Origin of the sequence: Microbacterium sp. W4I20, from assembly GCF_030816505.1 — a bacterium.
GTDB lineage: Bacteria > Actinomycetota > Actinomycetes > Actinomycetales > Microbacteriaceae > Microbacterium.
Genome location: NZ_JAUSYB010000001.1, coordinates 3,712,480 through 3,738,129, shown reverse-complemented (window position 1 = coordinate 3,738,129; position 25,650 = coordinate 3,712,480). Strand labels below are relative to the sequence as shown.

Genomic DNA, 25,650 nt, shown 5'->3' with positions numbered 1-25,650 from the left:
ACCGGCTCCCCTTTCCCGATCGAGAAGAAGGATCCCAGGTGTCCAAGAGCATCGAAGTCAACGACCTCAACGTCTACTACAGCGACTTCCTCGCCGTCGAGGGCGTGAGCATCGACATCAAGCCGAACACCGTGACGGCGTTCATCGGCCCGTCCGGCTGCGGCAAGTCGACCTTCCTCCGCACGCTCAACCGCATGCACGAGGTCATTCCCGGAGCGCGCGTCGAGGGCGAGGTCCTGATCGACGGACGCAACCTCTACGACTCCAACGTCGACCCCGTGCTCGTACGCCGTCGCGTCGGAATGGTCTTCCAGCGGCCGAACCCGTTCCCGACGATGTCGATCAAGGAGAATGTGCTGGCGGGCGTCAAGCTCAACAACACGCGCATGGCCAAGAGCGACCAGGATGCCCTGGTCGAGCAGTCGCTGAAGGGCGCCAACCTCTGGAACGAGGTCAAGGACCGTCTCGACAAGCCGGGCTCCGGTCTCTCCGGCGGTCAGCAGCAGCGTCTGTGCATTGCCCGTGCGATCGCGGTGTCCCCCGACGTGATCCTGATGGATGAGCCCTGCTCCGCCCTCGACCCGATCTCGACCTTCGCGATCGAGGAGCTGATCGCCGAGATCAAGCAGCAGTACACCGTCGTCATCGTCACGCACAATATGCAGCAGGCGAGCCGCGTCTCCGACCGGACGGCGTTCTTCAACATCGCCGGCACCGGCAAGCCCGGCAAGCTCATCGAGTACGACGACACGAAGACCATCTTCACCACGCCGTCCATCCAGGCCACCGAGGACTACGTCTCGGGTCGCTTCGGATAGGTCGCTGGACCTCGGGAAGGGCTCGGATGCTTCGGCATCCGAGCCCTTTCTCCGTCCCCGCCCCGGGCCGACCGCCGGCCGCCGTGCACGACTTCGGACTGGACGCGCGACTCGCCGCTCGAAAGCCCGGTTCTGCGGGGTGTGCGGCTGCAACTCCGAAGCTGTGCACGCGCGACTGTTCCTCCACAGAAGGGAAGACGAAGAGGTCATCCCCGAAGAGTGGCACGAGGGCGGATGCGGATGCCGGGGGCGCGGCATCCTCGATCGATGTGCACGATGGACGGCGATCAAGTGTGGACCTACCGAGCGCTGAGAGAGAGGATGACCCGCCGCGAGATAGAGCGCCGGCTGCGCCGCGGTGGAATCTCCCGAGTTCGGCGGGGCGTGTATGCCGGGGCGCACGCCTGCGCGGCGGTGATCACGGCCGCCGCGCACGGTGGAGCTCTCGGCTGCGAGTCGGCGGCCCGACACCTCGGCCTCTGGGTGCTCGGCGACCCGGAGCTCCACGTATGGATGCACTCGGATCGCCATCAGTACCCGCACGACGAGGAGACCTGCGCCTGCGTCGCGCACTGGGATGACGGATCCGCGACGTCGCCGTTCGCGCTTCCGACTGTCCCCCGAATACTCGTCCAGATCTTCCGCTGCCGCGGTGACGAGCACTTCTTCGTCGCCTTGGAGTCCGCCCGGCGGCAGGGCGTCATCGACACTGCCGGACTCCGATGGCTGCGCAAGTCGCTGAGCGCGAGGGGCCGAGACCTCGTGATGTTCTCGCGCGCCGATTCCGACAGCGGGCTCGAATCCCTTGTGCGGCTCCGGCTGCGCCCGTTCGGCTGGACGGTTCGCACGCAGGCACCGATCGTCGGAACCGGTCGTGTCGACCTGCTCATCGATGGATGGCTCATCATCGAGACCGACGGGCAGGGCAATCACGACGGACCGTCACATCGACACAAGGATCTCGTGCGGGATGCCAACGCGGCATTCTGGGGACACCCCACTCTGCGGTTCGACTACGCGATGGTCGTGCACGACTGGGACCTGGTCGAGCGGGCAGTCGTCGCGACGATCCGCCGTCGGGATCGCCCACCGGCATCCGCCCGCCGTGCATGACTTCGGAGCCGAGGCGCGACGCGCCGCGTCCAGCCGCCTGCCGTCGGCGTGTCGCCCCGGCCGTCCGAAGTCGTGCTCGGACGGAACCAGCAAGACGCCCCCGGTGTCAGTCGCGCGGCGACAGCAGGTACGCGTTCAGCTCCCCCGTCAGCGCGTGATCCACCGGGAGCACAGCATCGTCGATCGCGGTGATCGGGGCGGCGAGGCGCACGCTCGAGACCAGCCACGCAGCATCCGCGCGGGGCAGATCGTCGGCGGGGATGCGGTCGTATCCGGCTTCGAAGCCTCGTTCCGCCAGGTGCTCGTAGACGCTGAGCTGGGTCGTGCCGTGCAGGATGCCGCCGTTGGGCGCCGGCGTCACGAAGCGGTCACCGAACCGGAGCACAAGGGACGCCGTCGGCGCCTCCAGCACGAACCCGTCGCTGGAGAGGAAGATCGCGTCGTCCGCGCCGCGGCGGTGCGCCTCGCGCAGAGCAGCCATGTTCACCGCGTACGAGAGCGTCTTCGCTCCGAGCAGGAGCCAGGGCGCCCGTTCGGCCGCGCCGAGGTCGTAGCCGCGGTCGAGGGTGACGACGCGCACACCCTCGGTGCGCACAGTGCGGAAGTCGGATGCCGGGGCGGCGGTGACCCATGCCGTCGGGGTGGGTCCGTGCTCGACGCCGCGACTGAGGATGAGCTTGATGACCGCCTCGCCGTCACCGCACTCCGCCGCAGCCTGCTCGATCGCCTGCCGCCACTGCGCGAGATTCGGAGCCGGCAGGTCGCACAGCCGCGCCGAATGCGCCAACCGCTCGAGGTGCGGCACGACCTCCTGCGCGTGCCCGTCGACCACGCCGATGGACTCGAAGACACCGTCTCCGCGTTGTGTGCTCAGCTCCCCCACGCTCAGTGCCGGCGCCGCGGCATCCACCGAGGTGAAGGTGCCGCGGAAGTCGGGGCGGTCCTCGTCGGCGGTGACGGGATCGATCATCAGTGCGAAGCGCCGGGTCATGTTCCGAGCCTAGAGGCCGGGAATACCGACGGGGGCATGGCGTTATAATTGAGTGGCCGGGCCGCATAACCCCGGGCTCCATTTTTTGCCGCTTTGAGCGGCCTTCCGCCGTGAGGCGTTTTTGCGGCCCGGTCTTTCTCTGCCCGGAGGCGGTGCGAATCGGCGGCGCGGCCTCAGGCCAGCATCCCCGTCCGCCACAGAACGGCGGCCCGCCGACAGATCCTGTCCGTAGCTGCTCAGCCGGAGCGCGCGTGTCGTGAGCTCGCTGGCCCGCGACGGCTCCGTGGGCTCGTAGTCGTCAGCGGTGTGCGTGGCGCCCGAAGCCTGCACACGGCAGAACGCCGCGGCGCGGTCGAGTGCCACGGCGAAGTCGCCGCGGAACGCCCCGCGCAGGATCGTGTCGATGAGCGCGACGAGTTCATCCGGGTCGGCCGGGACCGGCGCGCCGGCGACGACGACATCCGCCGACGGCAGCTCGATGCGGCCGCGCTCGTACAGCAGCGCCGCCGTGCGCGGGTCGCCGTGGATCGCCAACTGCAGGATGTACAGCCGCCACAGCGCTCCCGGCAGGGTGCGGGACGGCGCCTTCGACCACAGTTCCGCGATCGCGTCGATCCCGTGCTCGGCGGTGAACGCGACCAGACGTTCGGCACTCGCGCCGCTCTCGTCCGCCCGCACACGGGTGAGGAGAGCGGATGCCGTCGCGTGCGCGACCCGCGTCTCCTCGGCCGGGTCGTGCGCGCCGACGAGGTTGTCGAACGAGCTGGTCGGTCGACGGACAGGGCGGTGGTGCTGTTCGGGCATCGAACCAGGCTACCCGCGAACGGCGCCGCTCAGGCCGTGGGGATCACGATCACCGGGTCGGTCGTCGGCGTGCCGGTGGGCGAGCCTCCGGCCTGTTCCACGGTCACCGCGATGACGTCGCCCGCCTGCATGTCCCCGTCGAGGGCCGCCGTCGCGCGGCCGTCTTCGACGTCGAAGACACCGGCCGGGATGGCGTCATCGCCGCGCACATACCAGAGCTCATAGTCCTTGCCGTCTGCCGGGGCCGGGATGCCGTCGGTGACGAGCACGGCTGCGCCGGCGGAAGCCGACCAGTGCGCGGTCGCCGTGCCACCGTCGGGGAGCTCGACCGTGGCCCGCTCCGCATCATCAGCGGCCTGGATCTGCTCCAGTGCGATCACGGATTCCGGACGGTTCAGCTGCCCGTTGAGGGCAGCGGCGGCGATTCCGACGCCGACCAGCACGGCGAGGCATGCGGCAAGGGCGAAGATCGTGCGCGTCCAGCGTCGACGAGCGGGCGTCGGAGGTTTCGGGACCTCCGCGTCGTCGGCCGAAGCCTCGGCGTAGGTTTCGGTAGCGGCGGACGAACCGTCGTCGTGCCCGGAAGACTGTGCGTCGCCGTTCTGCGGCGTCACGGCGATCTGCGCGAGCAGTGCCGAGCGGATGCCGGCGGGCGGGGTCACGAGCGCGGCGCCGCCGGCCAGGAAGTCTGCCGTCTCGGCATCCGCCTCTGCGATCGCGCGCCACTCCGGACGGGCGTCGAGCGCCTCCCGGAAGCGCCGCTCATCGTCGGGCGACAGCGCGTGAAGGGCAGCGCCTGCCGCCAGTTCTGCGAAGTCCTGCTCGTTCATGCTGTCACCCCCATGGCTGCACGCAGACGGCTGAGACCGTCCCGCATCCGTGTCTTGATCGTCCCCAACGGCGCTCCCACGAGCGCCGATATTTCGTTTTGACTGTAACCGCCGTAGTACGCCAGCACGAGTGCTTCGCGCTGCACCTCCGGCAGTCCCGTGAGTGCTTCGACGACTTTCTCACCGTCGATCCCGAGTTCCACCTGTTCGGCCACACTGTCGTGCGCCACACCGATGTCCCTGAGACCCGCCCGCACATCACGGTCCGCACTCGACTGGGATGCACGCACCCGGTCCACGGCCCGACGATGTGCGATTGTCATCACCCACGATCGTCCTTGACCCTTATTCGGAGCGAAGCGCGAAGCGGATTGCCAGATCTCGAGAAAGACCTCCTGCAGCACCTCTTCACTCTGCGAGCGGTTCACGAGTACGCGCAGGATCAGACCGAACACGCGCGAGGAGAGCACGTCATACAGCTCTGCGAAGGCCCGCTGGTCGCCGTCGCCGATGCGCACGAGGAGAGCCGCGACCGCATCGCTCGCCGTTCCGTCCTCGGGTACGTCTATCCCGTCAATGACCATCCCCTCCAGCATGCCGTATTTCCGCATCATTCCCGTGCAGACGTCACCCGAACGTGACTAATGGATGAGGGGGATTTCAATCAATCTCAGATTTCTCCCATCCGATCGAGGGGGGGCTCCGAACAGCTGTCAACGCCACGGAGAGGCCGTGGCTCAGTTCTGAAGGAGCTCGAGATGTTCAGCACCAAGAAGAAGGTCACCGCAGCAATCACCCTCACGCTGGCGAGCGCATTCCTGCTCTCCGCCTGTTCGATGGGCAGCACCCCCGCGGAGGAATCCACGGCCCCGGAGAGCTCGGAGTCGTCGGAGCCGTCGACGGAGCCCATGGACCCGGCCGCGAACCTCGTCGGTTCCGGTTGCGCCGCATACGCCGAAGCAGTGCCGGACGGCGCAGGCTCGGTCGAGGGCATGTCGAAGGACCCGGTCGCCGTGGCCGCCTCCAACAACCCGCTCCTCAAGACGCTCGTCGCTGCAGTGAGCGGCCAGCTGAACCCTGACGTCGACCTCGTCGACACGCTCAACGGTGACGAGTTCACGGTGTTCGCTCCGGTGGACGACGCCTTCGCGAAGATCGACCCGGCCACCATCGAGGCCCTCAAGACCGACGCTGACACCCTCAGCGCGATCCTGACGTACCACGTCGTCCCCGGCCAGATCGCTCCGGATGCCATCGCCGGCACCCACCCGACGGTCAACGGTGCGGACCTCGAGGTCACCGGCAGCGGCGACGACCTGATGGTCAACGGAGAGTCGGCCGTCATCTGCGGTGGCGTCCAGACCGCCAACGCGACCGTGTACCTCATCGACACGGTTCTGATGCCCCCGATGTAATTTCGGACTGAACCTGCTGGGAGGGGTTTTCCCGGCAAGCGACCTTCTCTCGTCTCGGGGGAGGAACGCGAGAAGGAGAAGGGCCCGTCGGTGATCTGATCACCGGCGGGCCCTTCTGTGCGCACTAGACTTGATCCCAGGGGCCTCTAGCTCAGTTGGCAGAGCATCGGACTTTTAATCCGCGGGTCGTGGGTTCGAGCCCCACGGGGCCCACCGCACAGACTCGGATACGTTCGAGGACGAGAACGTCGTATCATCGCCGACTCCGATCGGCCACCCCCTTCACCCGTTGCGCGCTTCGCGAGAGGGTCGAGTGACATCCCGATATCGGGATGCGACTCCCCCACGGAAAGGATGAATGATGACTCTCACCGGTAGCCGAGTGGCATTCCTGGCGACAGACGGATTCGAGGACAGCGAGCTCACGAGCCCGTGGGACGCCGTGACCGGAGAAGGCGCGAGCGCCACCCTGATCGCCCCCGAGAGCGGCCGGATCACCGGCAAGAACGGGCATGAGCAGTCCGTCGACCTTGCCGCGGCCGACGCGCAGGCGGATCAGTTCGATGCGCTGGTGCTTCCCGGCGGCGTCGTGAACGCAGATCACCTGCGACTCGACAAGGCGTCCATCGCCCTGGCGCGCGCGTTCTTCGAGCAGCACAAGCCGGTCGGTGTGATCTGCCACGGCGCCTGGATCCTCATCGAGGCCGGCGTCGTCGACGGACGCACCCTCACCAGCTATCCCAGCCTCACGACCGACCTCCGCAACGCCGGGGCCACCTGGGTCGACGAGGAGGTCGTGGTCGACGAGGGCCTGGTCTCGAGCCGTACCCCGGACGACCTGCCTGCGTTCAACGCGAAGCTCGTCGAGGAGATCGGCGAAGGCCCGCACGCCGGACAGACGGCCTGATCACGAGCCTGAGCCTGAGACGCGAAGACCGCCGGTCGGCCGACCGGCGGTCTTCTGCTGTCCGGCTCCGGCGGGTCAGGCAGCCCGCGCCCTGTGACGACGCACGGCCGCGCGGTTGGCGCAGCGCACGGAGCAGAACCGCTGGCGACCGTTGCGCGTGACGTCGGCGACGACGTTGGTGCACGGAGCTGCCTGGCAGCGCCCCAGTCGGCTCATGCCTCGGGTGACCAGGTGCAGCGACGTTCCGAGGTTGATGATCGCGCGGAGCACGTACGGCAGCGATGGTACGTCGTCCCGGTAGTGCAGATGCCAGCCCTCCCCGTCGTGGTTCGTCAGGCGCGGGTAGGCAGCGGCGGCGGCGAGTTGCGTGTTCAGCAGCTCAGCGCGCGCATCCGCATCGGGTTCGTCGACGATCCGGAGCCAGTCGTCGATGACGCCCCTGACCGCGGAGTGATCGCCGGGCGCGGGTGGGAAGGTCTGCGTCATGCCGAGCTCGAGCGTGCGGGCCTCGATACCCGCGCGATCCGCCGGCCAGTCGTTGGCGAGTGATGCAGCCAGCAGTACGGCATATTCACCGTAAGGGTTGAGATGCATAAGAGCATTACATCACGCTGGAGGCATGACCTCATCGAACACCCTCCCGATCCGCCGCATCTCGCCACCCGTCCCCGCCCACGAGCATGCCTGGCTCGTCGAGTCACGGCATCCGACGAGCGAGGGCACGGTCGTCTACGTGCGCTGCGCCGGGTGCAGCACGCGGCGCGTCGACATGCAGCAGAATCCATCCGCGCCGCCGATGGCGCTCTCGACCGAGGTGCAGGTGGAGAGACCGTGACCGAGCCGTCAGGCCTCGACGATCTCGCCGTTCCTCGGGACCCAGCATCCGCCAGACGGATGCCGGAAGCACAGCGGTATCCCCTGCGCCTGGCGGTCGAAGGATGCTGAGACCTGCACGTGCACGTGCGGCTCGGTGCTGTTGCCGGAGTTGCCGCACTCGCCGACCTGCTCCCCCGCAGCCACCTGCTGCCCCGGCCGCACGAGCAGGGATCCATTCCGCAGGTGCGCGAGCAACACCAACGAGCCACCCGCGCGAATCATCACGTGATTGCCCGCGATGGCGGCAGCTCCTCGCCGAATCCGGGCACCCTGGGTGAGCGCGTAGCCGATCAGCGCGGGCAGCGAACGGCGTGCAGCGTGATCCTGCTCCCCGTCGAGGACGGCGACGACCTCACCCGACACGGGGGCGAGGAGTGGCCGCCCGAAACCGACGAAAGCCTCCGGGGACTCGGTCGCGAACAGGCTCCTCACTGTCCGCGGCGCACTGCGCCCGTCGGCTCCCACCGGCACGAAGTCGATCGCGTGGGAGGTGCCGAAGAGCGTCGTCCCGTGGCTGGGCACTCGGGACGCGGGGCTGTTCTGCACCGTCCAGCGGCCAGTGAACGGCAGCGACAGCTCGACCGGCCCGGTCGGCATCAGACGGTGAGCTCGATGAGCTTGCGCGTGGTGCGCAGGTTCCGTGCCGTGCCGGCGACGCCGAGCGCACGATCCAGCACGGCCTTGGTGAGCTTCGTCGAGTGCACGCCGCCCGGTCCGTAGTCGATCCACAGATCGTCGCCCACGAGGGCGAGGTGCTCACCTGGCTGCAGTCGTTCCTCCAGGGCCGCGACGGCTCCGGGGCTCGCGGCCCCCGCGAGGAACATGGCATGAACGAACTTCTCCTCGCCGTCCGGGAACGGCTGAGCCTTCTCGGATGCCACGAGCTGCGCGTGAGTCCGATGGATCACCGGGGTGTCGACGCCGAACTCCGCGGCGATCGCCTTCTGCACGGAGGCGCAGGCGGCGGCGGGCTTCCGGGGAGTCGCGCACACGATGTTCCCGCTGGCGATGTACGTGGCGACGTCGGTCAGGTCGGTCTCGTCGGCGAGCACCTCTCGCAGCCGCGCCATCGGCACGCTGTTGCGCCCGTTGACGTTCACGGCACGCAGCAGCAGGACGCTGCGACTCATCCGTCGGTGCTCGGGACGAGCTCGGCGCCCGCGTGTGCCAGCTCGGCCAGCGCCGCCTCGCTCGACTCCGCCCCGACACCCGCCACGAGGTCGGTGAGGATCCGCACGTGGACTCCGTGGGTGATCGCGTCGAGCGCCGAGGCACGCACGCAATGATCGGTGGCGATTCCGACGACATCCGCGCTCAGCACGCCCGCGGCGGTCAGCACGGCGCCGACGGTGTCGCCGTTCTGCGTCGTGCCCTCGAACATCGAGTACGCCGGCTTCCCCTGCCCCTTCTGCACATGATGGGTCACGGCATCCGTCGAGAGGAGCGGATCGTACGCGGCCCCGTCGGTCCCCGCGACGCAGTGCCGCGGCCAGGTGTCGATGAAATCGGGAGCCGCGGCGAAGTGCCCGCCGTTGTCACCGTCGGCGTGGTGCCAGTCGCGGGAGGCGACGATCACCGCGTAGTCGGAGGCGTGCGCCGCCAGGAAGGCGGAGACAGCGGATGCCACGGCATCCCCTCCGGCGACCGCGAGAGCGCCACCCTCGGTGAAGTCGTTCTGCACGTCGATGATGAGAAGTGCTCTGCTCATGCTTCGAGGGTACGCGGTGGGAACGGGAAAGGCCCCGTGATGTTCTTCGCATCACGGGGCCTTCGGAGCCGCCTGTCAGAATCGAACTGACGACCTTCTCATTACGAGTGAGATGCTCTGCCGACTGAGCTAAGGCGGCGTGCGACGCGTGAGCGGCACGATCACCGATATTACCCTGTCTCGCGGCTCGTCGCGAATCGAGCCGCGATCACTCGCAGCGCAGACCGTCTTCCGGAACCACGTCGTCGAGGAGGAAGCCCTCGACGGCATCGTCGACGCACGAGTTGCCCTTGTTGTAGCCGGTGTGCCCCTCACCGACGCGGGTGATGAGCACGCCTTCCTCGAGCTGACCCGCGAGCGATTCGGACCACTCGTACGGAGTCGCCGGGTCGTTCGTCGTGCCGATCACGAGGATGGGGCCCGCCCCCTCGGCCGTGATCTCGGCGCGGGTGCCGGTGGGCGGGTACGGCCAGACGGAGCACGAGTCGGGACCGGTCCAATACGGCGCGATCGTCGGCGCCCCCTCGGCGATCTTCTTCTCGATCGCGGCCTCGGCGTCAGGGTCGTCCTCGACCGGGTAGTCCATGCAGTTGTACGCGCGGAACGCCTCGGTCGAGTTGTCGGTGTACGTGCCGTCCTCGCGCGAGTTGTAGAAGTCCGCGAGGTAGAACGCGTTCGTCGGATCACCCTGGAGCACCTCGCCCAGCGTCTCCCAGAGGAAGCTCCAGTTGTCCTCCGAGTACAGGGCGGCGATGACGGCGGTCATCAGCGAGTCCGCGCCCAGCAGGCGTCCGTCGCCGTTCTCCAGCGGCGCTCGATCGGCGCTGGCGAGCAGCGCTCCGAGATCGGCCATGGCATCGTCGACCGAACCGTTGAAAGGGCAGGAGCCGGAGTCGAGGCAGCTCTGCATGAAGGCGCGCAGCGCCGATTCGAAGCCGAGAGCCTGGGTGGCGCCGACCTCGAGCCCGGGGACGGCGGGGTCGATCGCGCCATCGAGCACCAGTCGGCCGGCCTTCTCGGGGTAGAGCTTGGCGTACGTCGCACCGAGGAACGTGCCGTACGAGTAGCCGAGGTAGTTCAGCTCCTTGTCGCCCAGCAAAGCGCGGATGAGGTCCATGTCGCGGGCCGCGTTGATCGTCGTGATGTGCGGGAGGATGCCGCCGCTGTTGGCGTCGCACGCCTCGGCGAACGCCGTGTGCGCATCGAGCAGCTCGGCCTCCCACTCGGCGCTCCCCCGCTTCGCGGCCGGGATCGTGTAGAGGTAGGCGTCCATGTCGGTCGCGTCGTAGCAGGTCACGGGCGTCGACTCCCCGACTCCGCGGGGGTCGAATCCGATCACGTCGTAGTTCTCGATGAGGTCGGCTCCGACGGCGAAGTCAAGGCTGTCCTTCACGAGTGAGACGCCGCTGGCGCCCGGTCCGCCCGGGTTGGTGAGCAGCGAGCCGATCGCCGTGCCCTCGGCCTGGTGACGCACGACCGACAGGGTGATGTCTCCCTCGCCGGGGTTCTCCCAGTCGAGGGGCGTCGTCACCTCGGTGCAGTCGAAGCCGGTGCCGCAGTCGGTCCACTCCAGCTTCTGCGAGTAGAACGGAAGCAGATCGGCGGCGACACCCTCGGTGTCGGGCGTGTTCGTCTTCGAGGGACGCGGTGCGGCCTGCTCGGGGATCATCGCGTACAGGCACCCCGAGAGCGCCACGGATGCCGCAGCGAGACCCGCGATGACGACGGCGAGGCGACGGAAGCGGGAAGTGGATCGAGTGTTCACGGTTTCCTCCCGCTCGTGATGGTCACGAGCAAGCTCTCCAGGGCGAGCAGCGGGGCGATGTTGCGCTCCAGCGACTGCCGCGTCTCGGCAAGGTGGTCAAGTACGACAAGAGTACGGGTCTCAGGCCAGGCGGACGCGAGCGCGCTCAGCTCGTCACGCAGCTCGCGGTTGATCAGATCGTCCCCCCGGCCGAACTGCAGCATCACGACATCGCGGAAGAGCGACTGCAGATCGGTGAGCACGCGGTCGATGCCGTCGCGCAGGCTGCGGGTGGCCCGCTTCTTCTGATCGTCTTCGAGCGCGGACAGCTGGGTGCGCAGTGCCGGCGGCACGGCCTGTCCCTCGGCGATGCCGATCGTGTGCAGCAGCGAGGCCCGTTCGGTCGCGTCACGCTCAGCGGTGAGGGCCTTGGCGTCTTCTGTCGCTGCCTGGATGATACGACCGGCGACCTCGACCGCGTCGCCGACGCCGCGTACTCCCAGCACGGACCGGAGCGTGTCGTCGCGACGGCGTCGCGCGGATTCGTCGGTCGCGAGCCGCTGCGCCATGCCGATGTGGCGCTGCGCGTGGCGGGCGGCCTGCTCGGCGATGGTCTCGTCGACACCGGTGCGGAGGCTGATCAACCGTGCCACGTCGGCGACGTCGGGCTCGCGGAGTCGCAGCGAGCGCACGCGGGAACGGATGGTCGGCAGCAGATCGGCCTCGCTCGGGGCGCACAGGACCCAGACCGTCTGCTCGGGCGGCTCCTCGAGGGCCTTGAGCAGCACGTTCGATGTGCGCTCGACCATGCGGTCGGCGTCTTCGACCACGATGACCCGGTAGCGGCCGGCGGACGGCGCGAAGTACGACCGTTCCACGAGGGCGCGGGCCTCGGCGATCGTGATGATCACCTTGTCGGTGCGGAGCGCCGTGACATCGGGATGGGTGCCGGCCAGCACCTGCCGCATGGTGTTCTCGTCTTCGGGGTGGTCCGCGATCAGTGCCGCGGCGAACGCGTGCGCGAGCGTGGAACGACCGGAACCGGGTGGGCCCGTGATGAGCCAGGCGTGCGAGAGGGCGGCGGGATCGGATGCGGCGGCGCGCAGTGTCTCGACAGCGGCGTCTTGCCCCCATACGTCGGCCCACGGGAACGGGGCGGCGACGGTCTGGGGCATGTCCTCAGCCTAATCGGGAGCACCGACACCCACGGCACCCACCCCGGGTGGGACGCGCGGGTCAGCGGGAGGCGAGCAGTTCGTCGACGCGGTCTCGGATGCGGGTGGCGATCTCATCGGCGGATGCCGCAGCATCCACCACCAGGAACCGCTCCGGCTCTGCGGCGGAGAGCGCGAGATATGCGTCGCGGACGCGACCGTGGAACTCGGCCTTCTCGGCCTCGAGGCGGTCGAACGGCTTGTCCGCCGAGTCGAGACGGACGCGGGCCGCGGCCGGATCGAGGTCGAGCAGCACGGTCAGGTCGGGCAGCGCACCCTCGGCGGCCCAGAGCGACAGCTCGCGGATCTCGGTCGCATCGAGCACCCGTCCGGCGCCCTGGTAGGCGACCGAGGAGTCCAGGTAGCGGTCCTGCAGCACCACCTCACCGCGGGCGAGAGCCGGGCGGACCACCGCGGCGACGTGATGGGCGCGGTCGGCCGCATACAGCAGCGCCTCGGCGCGGGGCGCGATGTCGCCGCGGTGGTGCAGCACGATGTCGCGGATCAGCTGCCCGACCTCTGAGCCACCCGGTTCACGGGTACGCACGACCGTGTGTCCGGCATCCGTCAGCCACGAGGCGAGCAGGTTCGACTGTGTGGTCTTGCCCGAGCCGTCTCCGCCTTCGAGCGTGATCCACACACCGGGACCTGCGGTCACGAGTCCGCCTTGGCAGCGGCATTCGCCGCCCGGGTGGCGGCCGCCTTCTTGGCTGCCGCCGACCGGGCTGCGGCGGTCGCGGTGCCGGTGGCCTTCTTGGCGGCGGGCTTCTTCGCCGTCGAGGTCGCGGCCGTCGTCTTGGCGGCGGGCTTCTTCGCTGCCGTCTTCTTCGCCGGTGTCTTCTTCGCGGGTGCCTTCTTCGCGGGTGCCTTCTTCGCGGCCGTCCGGGCACCGCGCTTGGGAGCCGGACCCTTCGCGCGCTTTTCCGCCAGCATCTCCACAGCGACCTCGAACGTGATGTCCTCGACCTTCTGCCCGCGCGGGATCGTCACGTTCGTCTCGCTGTCGGTCACATACGCGCCGAAACGGCCGTCGCGGATGCGGATCGGCTTGCCGCTGACCGGGTCTGCCTCGAACTCGGCGAGCGCGCTGGACGCACGGCGACCCGCTCCGTACTTCGGCTGCGCGTAGATCTCGAGCGCCTGCTCGAGCGTGACGTCGAAGATCTGCGATTCGCTCTCGAGCGAGCGGGAGTCCGTGCCCTTCTTCAGGTACGGACCGAATCGGCCGTTCTGCGCCGTGATCTCGTCGCCCGATTCCGGGTCGACGCCCACGACGCGCGGGAGACTCAGCAACTGGAGAGCGGTGTCGAGGTCGATCGAGTCAACCGACATCGAACGGAAGAGCGATCCGGTGCGCGGCTTCGGGGCCGTGTCCTTCTTCGCCCCGCGCTTCGGCTTGGGCTTGTCGACGACCTCTCCGGTGGACTCGTCCACCGCGGCATCTTCGGACACCGGATCGTTCTCCTGCACGTACGGACCGAACCGGCCGTCCTTCACGACGACGATCTTGCCGTTCTCGGGGTTCTCTCCCAGCACGCGGTCTCCGGCGACCGGAGCATCGATGAGCTCCTGCGCCTTGGCCGCGGTCAGTTCGTCGGGAGCGAGGTCTTCCGGCACGTTGACGATGCGCGGCTTCGCCTCGGGGTTCTCCGGGTCGGCGATCTCGAGGTACGGGCCGTACTTGCCGAACCGCAACGTCGCCGTGTCGGTGATCCGCGTCGAGTTCAGCGCGCGGGCGTCGATCTCGCCGAGGTTGTCGACGACCTGACGCAGACCGGTGCGCGAGTCCGAGCCGAAGTAGAACGACTTCAGCCACTCCACCCGGTTGCGCTCTCCACGGGCGATGGTGTCGAGGTCGTCTTCGAGTGCGGCCGTGAAGTCGTAGTCGACGAGGTCGGCGAAGTGCTCTTCGAGGAGGCGCACGACGCTGAAGGCGAGCCAGGTGGGCACGAGCGCCTGACCGCGCTTGACGGCGTAGCCGCGATCGAGGATCGTCTCGGGGATGGAGGCGAAGGTCGACGGGCGGCCGATGCCCTTCTCCTCGAGGACCTTGACGAGCGAGGCCTCCGTGTAGCGGGGCTTGGGCGTCGTGCGGTGGCCCTTCGCCTCGGCATCCGCCACGGCGAGTTCGTCGCCCACGGCGACGGCGGGGAGGGACTGGTTCTCGGCGGCATCCGCATCGCCGCGCTTCTCGTCGCGCCCCTCTTCGTACGCTTCGAGGAATCCCTTGAAGGTGTACACGGTGCCGGATGCCGTGAACTCGGCCAGCTGGGCGGCGCTCGCTCCCTTGAGCTCGGACGACGTGTCGACGGCGATCGTGACCGTGGTCGTCTCATACTTCGCGTCGGCCATCTGGCTGGCGACGGTGCGCTTCCAGATCAGGTCGTACAGCCGCTGCTCGTCTCGGTCGAGTTCGCCAGAGAGCGACGAGGGCTTCCGGAAGTTCTCACCCGAGGGACGGATCGCCTCGTGCGCCTCCTGGGCGTTCTTGCTCTTGGACTTGTAGACGCGCGGCTTCAGCGGCACGGCGGCGTCGCCGTACAGCGCGACGGCCTGGCTCCGCGCCGCCTGCACCGCTTGGGTGCTCAGCGCCGTGGAGTCCGTTCGCATATAGGTGATGTACCCCTTCTCGTACAGACGCTGGGCGACGCCCATCGCCTGCTTCGCACCCATCGAGAGCTTGCGGCCGGCCTCCTGCTGCAGGGTCGAGGTCGTGAACGGCGCGTACGGGCTGCGCGTGCCGGGCTTCGCCTCGACCTTGGTGACGGTTCCCGCGCCCACCGCGTCGACCGCCTGCGCGAGTGCGGCCGCGGTGGCCTCGTCGAGGATGACGACGGCCTTCTTCAGCTTTCCCTCGTCGTCGAAGTCGGTTCCCCGGGCGAGCTGCCCGCCGTCCACGCGGACGAGCCGGATCTTGAAGTGCGTGCCGGTCGCGGCGGCGTCGGCATCGACGTCCCAGTACTCGGCAGAGGTGAACGCCATGCGCTCGCGTTCCCGGTCGACGATCAGGCGCGTCGCGGCGGACTGCACGCGGCCCGCGGAGATACCGGTCTTCACCTTGTACCAGAGCACCGGCGAGACGTCCCAGCCGTACAGGCGGTCGAGGATCCGACGGGTCTCCTGGGCATCGACGAGGTCATGGTCGAGCTCACGGGTGTTGCCGACCGCGGCCTGGATCGCATCCTTGGTGATCTCGTGGAACACCATCCGCTTGACCGGGACCTTGGGCTTCAGCGTCTCCAGCAGGTGCCAGGCGATCGCCTCGCCTTCGCGGTCCTCATCAGTGGCGAGCAGGAGCTCGTCGGCGGTCTTCAGCGCCCGCTTGAGTTCGGCGACCGTCTTCGTCTTGCGGTCGGAGACGACGTAGTAGGGGTCGAAGCCGTTCTCGATGTCGATCGAGTACTTCCCGTATGCCTCCTTGTCGGCGGCCGGGATGTCCTTCTTGTCGGCGAGGTCGCGGATGTGCCCGACCGAGCTGAGCACCTCGTAACCGTCGCCGAGGTATCCCTGAATAGACCGCATCTTCGTCGGGGACTCGACGATGACGAGCTTCTTGCCTTCAGCCAAGGGGGCGTCCTTTCTTCGAAGCACACCATACACACCACTGTGCGGGGTCATTCACAGTGAGTGAGGTCGCGCCGCCGTCATTGACCCTCGGGTGGCCCGGCACGGGCGCGGGAGACGGCAGCCAGACCAGCGTACGCCGCCTGCACCTCCACGGTCGCCACGAAGCCCTCGACCCGGCAGCCGGTGAGGGTGGCGCCGGCTGCCCGCGCCACCCTCCCGGCCAGCGTGCAGGGCTCGTCTGCGGAGGGCACCGCACCGCTGGCGGCATCGGCGGCCGCAAGCGCTGCCGCATCCGCCGCCCCGGCCGTGCGCTGCGCGACCACCGCCGCGCCGCCGACCACGGTGAGTCCTAGGGACAGCGCCGCGGCCGCGGCGAGGACGCCCGCGGCGAGCGCCGAGCCCGCCATCAGAGCCCCCCGGCGAGCGCGCAGCTCGACGCCCGCACCGGGATCCGGATGACGGCACCGATCGTGACCTCGAGCGAGGTCGTGACGCAGACCAGGTCGCCGGAGAGAGAGGATGACACCGTGGCGCCGGGGACCGCCCGCTGCACCGTTCCCGCCGCGGCATCCGCCCCCTCTCCCCGTCCGAGCAGACGAGCCGCATCGGCAGAGGCATCCTGCAGTGCGACCTGTCGGGAGGCTGCTCCCAGCGCACCCGCGCCCAGCAACAGCGCGAGCACGACGGCGGGAAGCGCGAGCGCGAGTTCGGCCGCGACCGAACCGCGATCCTCCCGGAGCAACGGCTTCCTGGGAGTCGCCCGCATCACGACACCGTCAACGCCCGCCGCACAAGATCCGTGAGGATGCCGCGCACCTCATCGGACCGCATGATGACGACCAGCAGCCCCGCGAAGGCGACGGCGGCCATGGTGGTGATCGCGTACTCGGCGGTGGCCGCACCGGAGTCGTCGCCGAAGAGCGACGCGGCGCGGCCGCGGGTGAGGGAGGGGATGGTGTTCATGGTGTTCCTTCTTTCTCTGAGGATGCGGACGCATCTGGTGATCGTTCACAGGGTTTTCGTTCACAACGGCAACGGGGTCGAGGAGAGCACGCTGAGCAGCAGCGGAGCCACTCCCAGCAGGAGGAAGGCCGGCAGCGTGCACACCCCGAGCGGGATGAGCAGGCTGGTGGAGAGCTTCGCCGCGCGAAGGCGCCCCTGGATGCGGGAGGCATGCCGCTCCTGAGCCGCAGACGCCCGGAGCAGCTCCCCCGCCGGGACGCCCGCCGCACGTGACAGGTCGAGCACGGCACGGATGCGTTCGTCGTCGCCGACTCCGGACGCCGAGCTCTCCGCGACGAGTCGGAGCGCCCTGTCGATGGACGCCCCTCCGGCGAGCGCGACCGCGACCAGCTCCGCACGCATTCCCGGTGTCCCCGGCGCGCGACTCGCTCGCCGCAGCAGCCTCCTGGTCCAGCGCCGGGCCGCCAGTACGAGGAGGAGCCCCGCGACGACGCACGCGGCTCCGAGCGGATTCCCGACGATGACCCCGAGGGTGTCGAATCCGAGGGCGAATCCGAGGAGCAGACCGGCGAACGGCATCCAGAGGAGCAGTCGGGCCGTGCCGGCCGGTTCGGCGAGGGCGATGCGCACATCGTCGGCGGCGGACGCGGCGTCGCGCAGCGTCTCAGCGATCATCCGCAGCACCTCGGCAAGGGGCGCGCCGACGGTCGTCGCGATCTCCCACGCGGCAGCGAGATCGGCCCAGGCTCCACCTTCGGCCTCGATCGCGGCGAGCAGGGGCTCACCGTCGTCGACCCGGGAGACGATGGCGGCCGCGGGGGCATCACCGGTGTCGGCGAGATGGCGCCAGGCGACCAGCGGAACGGCTCCGGCCTGCAGCAGCACCGCCAGCGTCTGCACCGAGGTGGCGGCATCCGCCGCTCCCGAGATGACGGCCGTCGGCGACCGTCGGAACGGATTCACCACGGTCGCACCTCCTCGATGCCGAGCCGTTCACCGGTCAGCACGAAGGTTCCGGCCTGGGCGATGCGCCTCTCTCCTCCGGGTGCGCGTTCGAGGTGCAGCACCATGGTGAAAGCGCTGACGGCCTGACGCGCGAGCGCCGTGGCATCCATGCCGGCCAGCGCGCCGAGCGCCTCGAGACGCGCGGGCACGTCGCGGAGTCCACTCGCGTGCAGCGTGCCGGCGCCACCGTCATGTCCTGTGTTGAGCGCGGTGAGCAGCTCACGCACCTCTTCTCCTCGGCACTCCCCGACGACCAGTCGGTCCGGTCGCATGCGCAGGGACTCCCGGACCAGCCGGGCCAGACTGATGCCGCCGGCGCCCTCGAGGTTCGCCTGCCGCGCTTCGAGCGCGACGTGGTGCGCATGCCGTGGCCGCAGCTCGGCGACGTCCTCGATGGTCACGATGCGCTCCGCGGCGGACACCTCGGACAGGAGCGCGGAGAGCAGGGTCGTCTTGCCGGTACCCGTGCCGCCGGTGATCAGGATGTTCGCCCGTTCGGCGACCAGCCCCATCAGCCAGGTCTGCTGGCGTGCGTCGAAGGAGCCGAGCGCGGCGAGCGCATCGAGGTCGGCGGCGCGGACGCGGGGGATACGGATGGAGAGCGCGGTGCCCGTCGTCGAGACCGGTGCGAGCACCGCGTGCACCCGGATGCCGGAGTGCAGACGCACGTCGACGCAGGGTGCCTGATCGTCGAGGTGACGTCCGCCGAGCGCGACGAGGGCGACGGCGAGGTCCCGCACCTCACGCTCCGATGCCCTCCAGCCGGGTATCGCCTCGGTACCGCTCCCCCGGTCGACGAACAGCCCGTCGGCGCCGTTGACGAAGACGTCGGTGACGGCATCGTCTTCGCAGTGCTCGGCGAGCGGACCGAACGCCGGGTCGAGGCGCAGCGGCTGCGCTCCGGTGGCCACGGCGTGCGGCGAGTGCTCCACGCCTCGAGGGCGGATGACGAAGAAATCGGGCATATCGCGACGTTAGACGCGGGCATCGACGGCGATCCGCTCCGATGACCGGGGCGGCCATTGCCTGTGCACAAGCCCCGAGGACCGCGACATGTGCAGTACCCAGCACGACTCCGGGGAGCGCTCCCACGGAAAGGGCGGCATCTCACGGGGGGAATGAGATGCCGCCCACTGCGGGTCACGATCGGGGGAATCGGACGCGCAAAGGCACGAATCAGAATTCGGCTCGCGTCGAGTGTACGCAAGGCGACCGTCCGCACAAAACCCGCTCCGATACCGACTTTCGGCAGTATGCGGCGTCGTACCTCGGGGATAGATTCGCCCTGACCCGGTGGTGCCATGACCACGACCGAGCCCGCATGACCCGTGATGCCGCAAAGGAGCGCCTGCCGATGAGCAGCCAGATCGACCACCTTCTCGATGAGACCAGGAAGTTCCCGCCGTCGGAGGAGTTCGTCGCCCAGTCCGTGTCGTCGCCGTCGCTCTACGAGCGTGCCGCCGCCGACCGCGAGGGTTTCTGGGGCGACCAGTCCCGCGACCTCCTGCACTGGCACAAGCCCTTCACCCAGGTTCTCGACTGGACCACTCCTCCGTTCGCCAAGTGGTTCGATGACGGCGAGCTGAACGTCGCCTACAACTGCCTCGACCGCCACGTCGAGGAGGGCAACGGCGACCGCGTCGCCCTGCACTGGGAGGGCGAACCCGGCGACTCGCGCAGCATCACCTACGCCGAGCTCACTGACGAGGTCAAGCGCACGGCGAACGTGCTCGCCGGCTTCGGCGTCGGCCAGGGCGACCGCGTCGCGATCTATCTGCCGATGATCCCCGAGGCCATCGCGTCGATGCTCGCGGTCGCGCGTCTGGGCGCGATCCACTCGGTGGTGTTCGGCGGATTCAGTGCCGACAGCCTCCGTGCGCGCATCGACGACGCGGGCGCCAAGGTCGTCATCACGGCCGACGGCGGCTACCGCAAGGGCAAGGTCTCGGCTCTCAAGCCGGCCGTCGACCAGGCACTCGGCGACCGGGGCGAGGGCGAGCAGCAGACCGTCGAGCACGTGCTCGTCGTGAAGCGCGGCGGCAACGACGTGGACTGGGTGGACGGACGCGATGTCTGGTGGCACGAGGCCGTTCCCGCGGCATCCGCCGACCACACCGCCGAGGCCTTCCCCGCTGAGAACCCGCTCTTCATCCTCTACACGTCGGGGACCACGGGAAAGCCGAAGGGCATCCTGCACACATCCGGCGGATACCTCACCCAGGCGGCCTACTCCCACAAGTACGTCTTCGACCTGCATCCCGAGAGCGATGTCTACTGGTGCACCGCCGACATCGGCTGGGTGACCGGGCACACCTATGTGGCCTACGGTCCGCTCGCGAACGGCGCGACCCAGGTGCTCTACGAAGGAACCCCGGATGCTCCCCACCCGGGTCGCTGGTGGGAGATCATCGAGAAGTACAAGGTCTCGATCTTCTACACCGCCCCGACCGCGATCCGCTCGTTCATGAAGATCGGACGCAGCATCCCGGCGAAGTTCGATCTGTCGTCGCTGCGCCTGCTGGGGTCGGTGGGCGAACCCATCAACCCCGAGGCCTGGATGTGGTACCGCGAGGTCATCGGCGCGAGCCTGGCGCCGATCGTCGACACCTGGTGGCAGACCGAGACCGGCGCGATCATGGTCTCGGCGCTCCCCGGAGTCACCGCCACCAAGCCCGGCTCCGCTCAGGTGCCGTTGCCCGGCATCACGATCGACGTGGTCGACGAGAAGGGTGCCGAGGTCGGCAACGGCAGCGGCGGGCTGCTCGTCGTGACCGAGCCGTGGCCGAGCATGCTGCGCGGGATCTGGGGCGACCCCGAACGCTTCCGCGAGACCTATTGGGAGAAGTTCGAGGAGCAGGGCTACTACTTCGCCGGCGACGGCGCCCGACTCGACGACGACGGCGATCTGTGGCTGCTCGGCCGCGTCGACGACGTCATGAACGTCTCCGGCCACCGCCTCTCCACCGCCGAGATCGAGTCATCGCTGGTGGCGCACGAGGCCACCGCGGAGGCCGCAGTCGTCGGCGCATCGGATGAGACGACGGGGCAGGCGGTCGTCGCCTTCGTGATCATCAAGGAGAGCTACCTCGCCGGACACGACCCGGCGGGCCTCGCTCAGCTGCTGCGGCTCTGGGTCGGCGAGCAGATCGGCGCCATCGCCCGGCCGCGCGACGTGTACATCGTCGGCGAGCTGCCGAAGACGCGTTCCGGCAAGATCATGCGCCGTCTTCTGCGCGACGTCGCGGAGGGTCGCGAGGTCGGCGACACGACGACGCTGGCCGACACCGCGGTGATGAGCATCATCTCGGCGCAGGTCAAGTAGGGATACAGGAGAACGCCCCCTCCCGGACGGGAGGGGGCGTTCTGCATGTGGATGCTGCGCGGAAACGTCAGCCGAGGATGAAGGTGACCTCGACCTCGACCGGGCTGTCGAGGGGGAGCACCGGCACGCCCACAGCCGCGCGGGCATGCCGACCGGCGTCACCGAAGATCTCGCCGAGCACCTCGCTGGCCCCGTTGATCACGCCGGGCTGGCCCGAGAACTCGGGGACCGATGCCACGAAGCCGCCGACTCGCAGCACGCCCGCGATGCGGTCGACGCCGCCGGCGGCATCCGCGGCGGCAGCCAGCGCGTTCAGCGCGCAGGTGCGGGCGTACGCCTTCGCATCGTCCGCGGCGACCTCGGCGCCCACCTTGCCGACGGCCGGGAGAGCGCCGTCGGTGAACGGGAGCTGGCCGGAGGTGTAGACGAGTCCGCCGTGCACGACGGCAGGAACGTAGGCCGCGACCGGCGCAGCGACCGCCGGCAGTTCGATGCCGAGCTCGGCCAGGCGCGCGGAGACGCTCACGCGGCACCTCCTTCGAACTGGCGTGCAGCCTCGGCCGCGGCCGCGAGGCCTGCGTTGGCCGAGGCGTCGGAAGTCACCGGCCGCTTGAAGTACGCGACGAGACCACCCTCGGGACCCGGCACGATCTGCACCAGCTCCCAGCCCTGCTTGCCCCAGTTGTTGAGGATCGCGGCCGTGTTGTGGATGAGCAACGGCGTGGTGACGTATTCCCACGTGGTCATGGCACTCCTGTCGATTGCGGCGCTGCCTTCCGGAGGGCTCGATTGCCCGGGAGAGGGTGCAGGCTCGTCAAAGGCGGTATTCAGGGAACTCCCCTACGATCAAGCGTATGCCCCAAAAGAATCGCACGGTGAGAGGCGTGCTCGGCGGTCTCGTCGGGCTCGTCGGTCTGAGCGCCGTCGCCGGTCTCCTGGTCACCGCGAGCGTCACGCCCGTCCTGGCGATGACCGGTGTCGCCGGCAACAAGGCCCTCACCATCTTCGAAGAGCTGCCCGAGGTCCTCAAGGTCGACGCCCCGATGGAGCAGTCGACCATCTACGCGAAGGACCCCGACGGCAAGGAGATCGTCCTCGCCTCGTTCTTCGAGCAGAACCGCGTCCCCGTCACCTACGACCAGGTCTCCCCTGTTCTCTACGACGCGATCCTCTCCAGTGAGGACAAGAGCTTCTACAGCCACGGCGGAGTGAACCTCGGCGCGACGGTGAAGGCTCTGATCGACAACGTCAAGGGAACGTCGAGCCGTGGGGCATCGACGATCAGCCAGCAGTTCGTGAAGAACGTGCGGATCCAGGAGTGCGAGCAGAAGGTCGACACGCAGTCGGAGACCTACTCGGAGGAGCTCAAGGCCTGTTGGGAAGCCGCCACTCAGGCGACGGGCGCCGAGGGCGTCGAGCGCAAGCTGCAGGAGATGCGCTACGCGATCCAGATCGAGAAGGACTACTCGAAGAACGACATCCTCCTCGGATACCTCAACATCGCGAACTTCGGCGGCACGGTGTACGGCATCGAGGCGGCTGCCCGGTACTACTTCTCCACCACCGCCGCGAAGCTCACCGTCGGCCAGTCCGCGGTCCTCGCCGGCATCGTCCAGAACCCGAACACGTTCCGCATCGACCTCAAGGACGGCTCCTGGACCGACAAGGACGGTGTTGCGCACAACAGCGCCGCCGACGGGTACGCGAGCACCAAGGAACGTCGTGATTACGTGCTGTACCGCATGCTCGACGACGGCAAGATCACTCAGGCTCAGTACGACGAGGCGAAGGCCGCCGAGATCACGCCGGCCATCAAGGCACCGACCCAGGGCTGCGCGGCCGCGAAGGTCAACGCCTACTTCTGCCAGTACGTGAAGTCGATCATCGAGAACGATGAAGCCTTCGGCGCCGAGAAGCAGGATCGGACCGATCTGCTGCGCCGTGGCGGTCTCAAGATCTACACGACCCTCGACTACCGCATCCAGAACGCTGCGGTGACGGTGATGAGGGACACCGTGCCGGCGAACTTCGACAACCAGTACTTCGGCGCCGCCGGCGTCTCAGTCGAGGTGGGCACCGGTCGGATCCTGTCCATGACGCAGAACACGCAGTTCGTCGAGACCCCGACGAAGGATCTCGCCAAGACATCCCTCGTATTCGCCGGCGATGCGCTGCACGGCAGATCCGGCGGCTTCGCCGTCGGCTCGGCGTACAAGCTGTTCACCCTGATCGACTGGCTCGAGAAGGGCCACTCGGTGAACGAGGTACTCAACGGTCGCGTGCAGAAGAACATGAAGTTCACCTCCGCGGCGTGTGAGGGCGGCGGTCCGCTAGAGGCGGACACGAGCGAGATCGGTAACTTCGGCGGCGGAGGCGGATCCACCAACTCGGTGATGAACTTCACCGCTCAGTCGCTGAACAGTGGCTACTTCGCCATGGCCTCGAAGCTCGACATCTGCGAGATCAACAAGGTGGCTGATCGGATGGGCGTCACGCTGGCGACCGGCGAGAAGACCTACGAGAAGAACAACGCCTACGACGTCCTCGGCTCGAAGGCCATCTCTCCTCTCGCCATGGCGAACGCCTACGCGACGGTCGCCAGCGGCGGCACGTACTGCACGCCCCGCGCGATCGAGAAGGTCGTCGGCCCCGAAGGCGACGAGCGCCCGTTGCCCAAGTCCTCCTGCACCGAGGGAGTGATCTCCAAGGAGGTCGCCGCGACGGCCGCCTATGCACTCCAGGGCGTGATGTCGCCGGGCGGAACCGGCCAGAGGGCGAACCCCGGCGACGGCACCCCGCTGATCGGCAAGACGGGAACGCATAATCGCTACCAGACGATGATGATCGAATCCAGCACGAAGGTCGCGACAGCCGCCTGGGTGGGCCGCTGGAAGAACGAGGCCAACATCTTCAACGTGTGGTCACCGGCTGGCCTGCTCAACGAACTGCGCTACCCGCTCGCACGCGAGACCCAGAGAGCAGCCAACGCGGCGTATCCCGGCGAGGCCTTCCCCCAGCCCGACAACAAGCTCACGCGGCGCGTTCTGACCAACGTTCCGGATGTGGTCGGCAAGACCATGGACGAGGCCAAGGCCCAGCTCGAGGCCGCCGGATTCAGCGTGGCCGAGGGCGAGCCCGTCGACAGCGACAAGGCGACCAACATCGTCGCCGCACAGGATCCGTCCGGGCAGACGGCCGGCGGCGGAACGGTGACGATCTCGCCCAGCAACGGGCTCGGAGCGACGGTTCCCGACGTCACGGGTCAGACGGCGACAGCGGCCACGGCCCAGCTGCTCGGCGCCGGATTCACCTCGGTCGATGTGGCCGGGTCGTGCAACGCGCCAGGGGCGACGGTATCGGCGACGAACCCGCCCGGGGGAACCGCGGCGAACAAGACGAAAAAGATCTCGGTGGCCTGTTGACCGCTGCACGGTCCGCTCACCCGGCCCTCATCGCGCTCGGCGCGGTGGGGGCCGCCGGTGTCGCGGCGGCTGTCTGGGGCATCGGCATCGAGCGCTATCTGTTCACGGTGCGGGAGGCCACGGCATCCGCTCTCGCTCCCGGCTCGGCACCGATCCGTGTGCTGCACATCTCGGACGCGCACATGGCGCCCTGGCAGCACCGAAAGCAGGATTGGCTGGCATCCCTCGCGCAGCTGAAGCCCGATCTCATCGTCAACACCGGCGACAACCTCGGCCACCGTGAGGGGCTCGACGGTATCCGTCGCGCGTTCGAGCCGTTCGCCGGCATCCCCGGCGTCTTCGTGCACGGTTCGAACGACGTGACCGCTCCCTCGCCGCGCAACCCCCTGCGGTACTTCCTCGGCCCGTCGAAGAAGCACCGGGAACCGGCCCTCCTCGACACCGCCGCGATGGATGCCTACTTCACCGATGAGCTGGGCTGGACCGATCTCAACAACGCGGCCGCGCGGCTGCGCATCGCCGGCAGCTCCATCGACCTGTTCGGTGTCAGCGATGCTCACCGCGACTGGGATCGTCTGGACGTGCTGCCCGCAGCGCTCGATGCGCTCGGTACGCCCGACGCCGGCACCACGCGACTCGGCGTCACGCATGCCCCCTACCAGCGTGTACTGAACGGGTTCATCGATCTCGGTGCCGACGCCATCTTCGGCGGTCACACGCACGGCGGTCAGGTCTGTCTTCCCGGCTACGGCGCACTGGTCGCGAACTGCGACATCCCGCTGAAGCAGGCCAAGGGTCTCAGCACATGGTCACGGGATGCTCGCACCGTTCCGCTGAACGTCAGCGCCGGGTGCGGTCATTCGATCTACGCGCCGGTGCGATTCGCCTGCCGGCCCGAGGCGACGCTGCTGACGCTGACCGCCCGGGTCTGATCGCCTGTTCGATTCGGTG

General features: G+C 68.6%; 26 protein-coding genes, 2 tRNA genes and 1 pseudogene. 9 read left to right on the top strand and 20 right to left on the bottom strand.

From position 1 onward, the window contains the following. The first annotated feature begins 38 nt into the window (after window positions 1–38). Both pstB and QFZ21_RS18195 read left to right on the top strand, forming a co-directional pair. On the top strand, window positions 39–818 hold the full coding sequence (pstB, locus tag QFZ21_RS18200; protein ID WP_307380352.1) for a phosphate ABC transporter ATP-binding protein PstB: 780 nt from the start codon (window positions 39–41) through the stop codon (window positions 816–818). Between the two features lie 321 nt (window positions 819–1,139). Then, the gene (locus QFZ21_RS18195; RefSeq protein ID WP_307380348.1) at window positions 1,140–1,931 is read left to right on the top strand and encodes an endonuclease domain-containing protein; all 792 of its coding nucleotides are present in this window, start codon (window positions 1,140–1,142) and stop codon (window positions 1,929–1,931) included. Window positions 1,932–2,037: 106 nt separating this feature from the next. Here the strand turns inward: QFZ21_RS18195 and QFZ21_RS18190 are convergent, their stop codons facing one another. The 4 genes and pseudogenes from QFZ21_RS18190 to sigK all read right to left on the bottom strand — a co-directional run bounded on the left by QFZ21_RS18190 (window position 2,038) and on the right by sigK (window position 5,152). Beyond that, window positions 2,038–2,922: an aminodeoxychorismate lyase gene (locus QFZ21_RS18190; protein WP_307380345.1), complete on the bottom strand. Its 885-nt coding sequence runs from the start codon at window positions 2,920–2,922 to the stop codon at window positions 2,038–2,040. Between the two features lie 173 nt (window positions 2,923–3,095). Beyond that, a pseudogene (locus QFZ21_RS18185) lies at window positions 3,096–3,726 on the bottom strand (DNA-directed RNA polymerase subunit beta). Window positions 3,727–3,755: 29 nt separating this feature from the next. Further along, complete coding sequence (locus QFZ21_RS18180) at window positions 3,756–4,556, bottom strand: anti-sigma factor (protein ID WP_307380340.1); 801 nt, start codon at window positions 4,554–4,556, stop codon at window positions 3,756–3,758. Then, window positions 4,553–5,152: an ECF RNA polymerase sigma factor SigK gene (gene sigK, locus QFZ21_RS18175; protein WP_307381349.1), complete on the bottom strand. Its 600-nt coding sequence runs from the start codon at window positions 5,150–5,152 to the stop codon at window positions 4,553–4,555. Before sigK ends, QFZ21_RS18180 begins: the two co-directional genes overlap by 4 nt. A 162-nt stretch (window positions 5,153–5,314) precedes the next feature. Here sigK and QFZ21_RS18170 point away from each other — a divergent pair, with 162 nt between their 5' ends. The 3 genes from QFZ21_RS18170 (at window position 5,315) to QFZ21_RS18160 (ending at window position 6,878) form a co-directional block, all read left to right on the top strand. Further along, entirely contained in the window at window positions 5,315–5,971 is a 657-nt protein-coding gene (locus QFZ21_RS18170; protein WP_307380338.1) for a fasciclin domain-containing protein, read from the top strand. Window positions 5,972–6,111: 140 nt separating this feature from the next. Continuing rightward, window positions 6,112–6,184: transfer RNA gene (locus tag QFZ21_RS18165), tRNA-Lys, on the top strand. A 148-nt stretch (window positions 6,185–6,332) separates the two neighbouring features. After that, window positions 6,333–6,878: a type 1 glutamine amidotransferase domain-containing protein gene (locus QFZ21_RS18160; protein WP_307380336.1), complete on the top strand. Its 546-nt coding sequence runs from the start codon at window positions 6,333–6,335 to the stop codon at window positions 6,876–6,878. 75 nt (window positions 6,879–6,953) lie between these two features. Here QFZ21_RS18160 and QFZ21_RS18155 read toward each other — a convergent pair whose 3' ends face one another. Then, complete coding sequence (locus QFZ21_RS18155) at window positions 6,954–7,472, bottom strand: CGNR zinc finger domain-containing protein (RefSeq protein WP_307380334.1); 519 nt, start codon at window positions 7,470–7,472, stop codon at window positions 6,954–6,956. Window positions 7,473–7,497: 25 nt separating this feature from the next. Between QFZ21_RS18155 and QFZ21_RS18150 the strand changes: the two genes are divergently transcribed. Continuing rightward, window positions 7,498–7,713 (top strand): hypothetical protein, encoded by a 216-nt coding sequence (locus tag QFZ21_RS18150; protein WP_307380331.1) that lies wholly within the window; start codon window positions 7,498–7,500, stop codon window positions 7,711–7,713. A gap of 8 nt (window positions 7,714–7,721) precedes the next feature. Here QFZ21_RS18150 and QFZ21_RS18145 read toward each other — a convergent pair whose 3' ends face one another. From QFZ21_RS18145 to QFZ21_RS18085, 13 genes are all read right to left on the bottom strand, one after another. Then, entirely contained in the window at window positions 7,722–8,351 is a 630-nt protein-coding gene (locus QFZ21_RS18145; protein WP_307380329.1) for a M23 family metallopeptidase, read from the bottom strand. Then, a complete protein-coding gene (locus tag QFZ21_RS18140; protein WP_307380327.1) occupies window positions 8,351–8,884 on the bottom strand; it encodes a DUF1697 domain-containing protein in 534 nt (177 codons plus the stop codon). The genes QFZ21_RS18145 and QFZ21_RS18140 overlap by 1 nt, the downstream gene beginning before the upstream one ends. Then, window positions 8,881–9,462 (bottom strand): isochorismatase family protein, encoded by a 582-nt coding sequence (locus QFZ21_RS18135; protein WP_307380324.1) that lies wholly within the window; start codon window positions 9,460–9,462, stop codon window positions 8,881–8,883. The genes QFZ21_RS18140 and QFZ21_RS18135 overlap by 4 nt, the downstream gene beginning before the upstream one ends. Before the next feature lie 66 nt (window positions 9,463–9,528). Continuing rightward, window positions 9,529–9,601, bottom strand: a tRNA-Thr gene (locus QFZ21_RS18130). Between the two features lie 69 nt (window positions 9,602–9,670). Next, window positions 9,671–11,227 carry an alpha/beta hydrolase gene (locus QFZ21_RS18125; RefSeq protein ID WP_307380321.1) on the bottom strand — a complete coding sequence of 519 codons (1,557 nt, stop codon included), beginning with the start codon at window positions 11,225–11,227 and terminating at the stop codon, window positions 9,671–9,673. Then, on the bottom strand, window positions 11,224–12,381 hold the full coding sequence (locus tag QFZ21_RS18120; protein ID WP_307380319.1) for a DNA polymerase III subunit delta': 1,158 nt from the start codon (window positions 12,379–12,381) through the stop codon (window positions 11,224–11,226). The genes QFZ21_RS18125 and QFZ21_RS18120 overlap by 4 nt, the downstream gene beginning before the upstream one ends. 61 nt (window positions 12,382–12,442) lie before the next feature. Beyond that, a complete protein-coding gene (tmk, locus tag QFZ21_RS18115; protein WP_307380317.1) occupies window positions 12,443–13,078 on the bottom strand; it encodes a dTMP kinase in 636 nt (211 codons plus the stop codon). Beyond that, window positions 13,075–15,987: a type I DNA topoisomerase gene (gene topA / locus QFZ21_RS18110; RefSeq protein WP_307380316.1), complete on the bottom strand. Its 2,913-nt coding sequence runs from the start codon at window positions 15,985–15,987 to the stop codon at window positions 13,075–13,077. The genes tmk and topA overlap by 4 nt, the downstream gene beginning before the upstream one ends. A gap of 77 nt (window positions 15,988–16,064) precedes the next feature. After that, complete coding sequence (locus QFZ21_RS18105) at window positions 16,065–16,394, bottom strand: helicase (RefSeq protein WP_307380315.1); 330 nt, start codon at window positions 16,392–16,394, stop codon at window positions 16,065–16,067. Then, the gene (locus QFZ21_RS18100; RefSeq protein WP_307380312.1) at window positions 16,394–16,753 is read right to left on the bottom strand and encodes a TadE family type IV pilus minor pilin; all 360 of its coding nucleotides are present in this window, start codon (window positions 16,751–16,753) and stop codon (window positions 16,394–16,396) included. The genes QFZ21_RS18105 and QFZ21_RS18100 overlap by 1 nt, the downstream gene beginning before the upstream one ends. Then, window positions 16,753–16,950, bottom strand: coding sequence for a DUF4244 domain-containing protein (locus QFZ21_RS18095; protein ID WP_307380309.1), 198 nt, complete (start codon window positions 16,948–16,950; stop codon window positions 16,753–16,755). Before QFZ21_RS18095 ends, QFZ21_RS18100 begins: the two co-directional genes overlap by 1 nt. Window positions 16,951–17,010: 60 nt before the next feature. Beyond that, window positions 17,011–17,916, bottom strand: coding sequence for a type II secretion system F family protein (locus tag QFZ21_RS18090; protein ID WP_307380308.1), 906 nt, complete (start codon window positions 17,914–17,916; stop codon window positions 17,011–17,013). After that, window positions 17,910–18,920 carry a TadA family conjugal transfer-associated ATPase gene (locus QFZ21_RS18085; protein WP_307380306.1) on the bottom strand — a complete coding sequence of 337 codons (1,011 nt, stop codon included), beginning with the start codon at window positions 18,918–18,920 and terminating at the stop codon, window positions 17,910–17,912. The genes QFZ21_RS18090 and QFZ21_RS18085 overlap by 7 nt, the downstream gene beginning before the upstream one ends. Before the next feature lie 389 nt (window positions 18,921–19,309). Between QFZ21_RS18085 and acs the strand changes: the two genes are divergently transcribed. Further along, a complete protein-coding gene (acs, locus tag QFZ21_RS18080; RefSeq protein WP_307380303.1) occupies window positions 19,310–21,277 on the top strand; it encodes an acetate--CoA ligase in 1,968 nt (655 codons plus the stop codon). A 67-nt stretch (window positions 21,278–21,344) separates the two neighbouring features. Here the strand turns inward: acs and QFZ21_RS18075 are convergent, their stop codons facing one another. Then, window positions 21,345–21,803 carry a RidA family protein gene (locus QFZ21_RS18075; RefSeq protein ID WP_307380301.1) on the bottom strand — a complete coding sequence of 153 codons (459 nt, stop codon included), beginning with the start codon at window positions 21,801–21,803 and terminating at the stop codon, window positions 21,345–21,347. After that, window positions 21,800–22,024, bottom strand: a complete 225-nt coding sequence (locus QFZ21_RS18070; RefSeq protein WP_307380299.1) for a DUF4177 domain-containing protein — start codon at window positions 22,022–22,024, stop codon at window positions 21,800–21,802. Before QFZ21_RS18070 ends, QFZ21_RS18075 begins: the two co-directional genes overlap by 4 nt. 107 nt (window positions 22,025–22,131) lie before the next feature. On the opposite strand from QFZ21_RS18070, the gene QFZ21_RS18065 reads away from it, so the two are divergent. Both QFZ21_RS18065 and QFZ21_RS18060 read left to right on the top strand, forming a co-directional pair. Continuing rightward, a complete protein-coding gene (locus QFZ21_RS18065; protein WP_307380297.1) occupies window positions 22,132–24,699 on the top strand; it encodes a transglycosylase domain-containing protein in 2,568 nt (855 codons plus the stop codon). After that, window positions 24,696–25,631, top strand: coding sequence for a metallophosphoesterase (locus QFZ21_RS18060; protein ID WP_307380294.1), 936 nt, complete (start codon window positions 24,696–24,698; stop codon window positions 25,629–25,631). Before QFZ21_RS18065 ends, QFZ21_RS18060 begins: the two co-directional genes overlap by 4 nt. The last annotated feature ends 19 nt before the right edge of the window (window positions 25,632–25,650 follow it).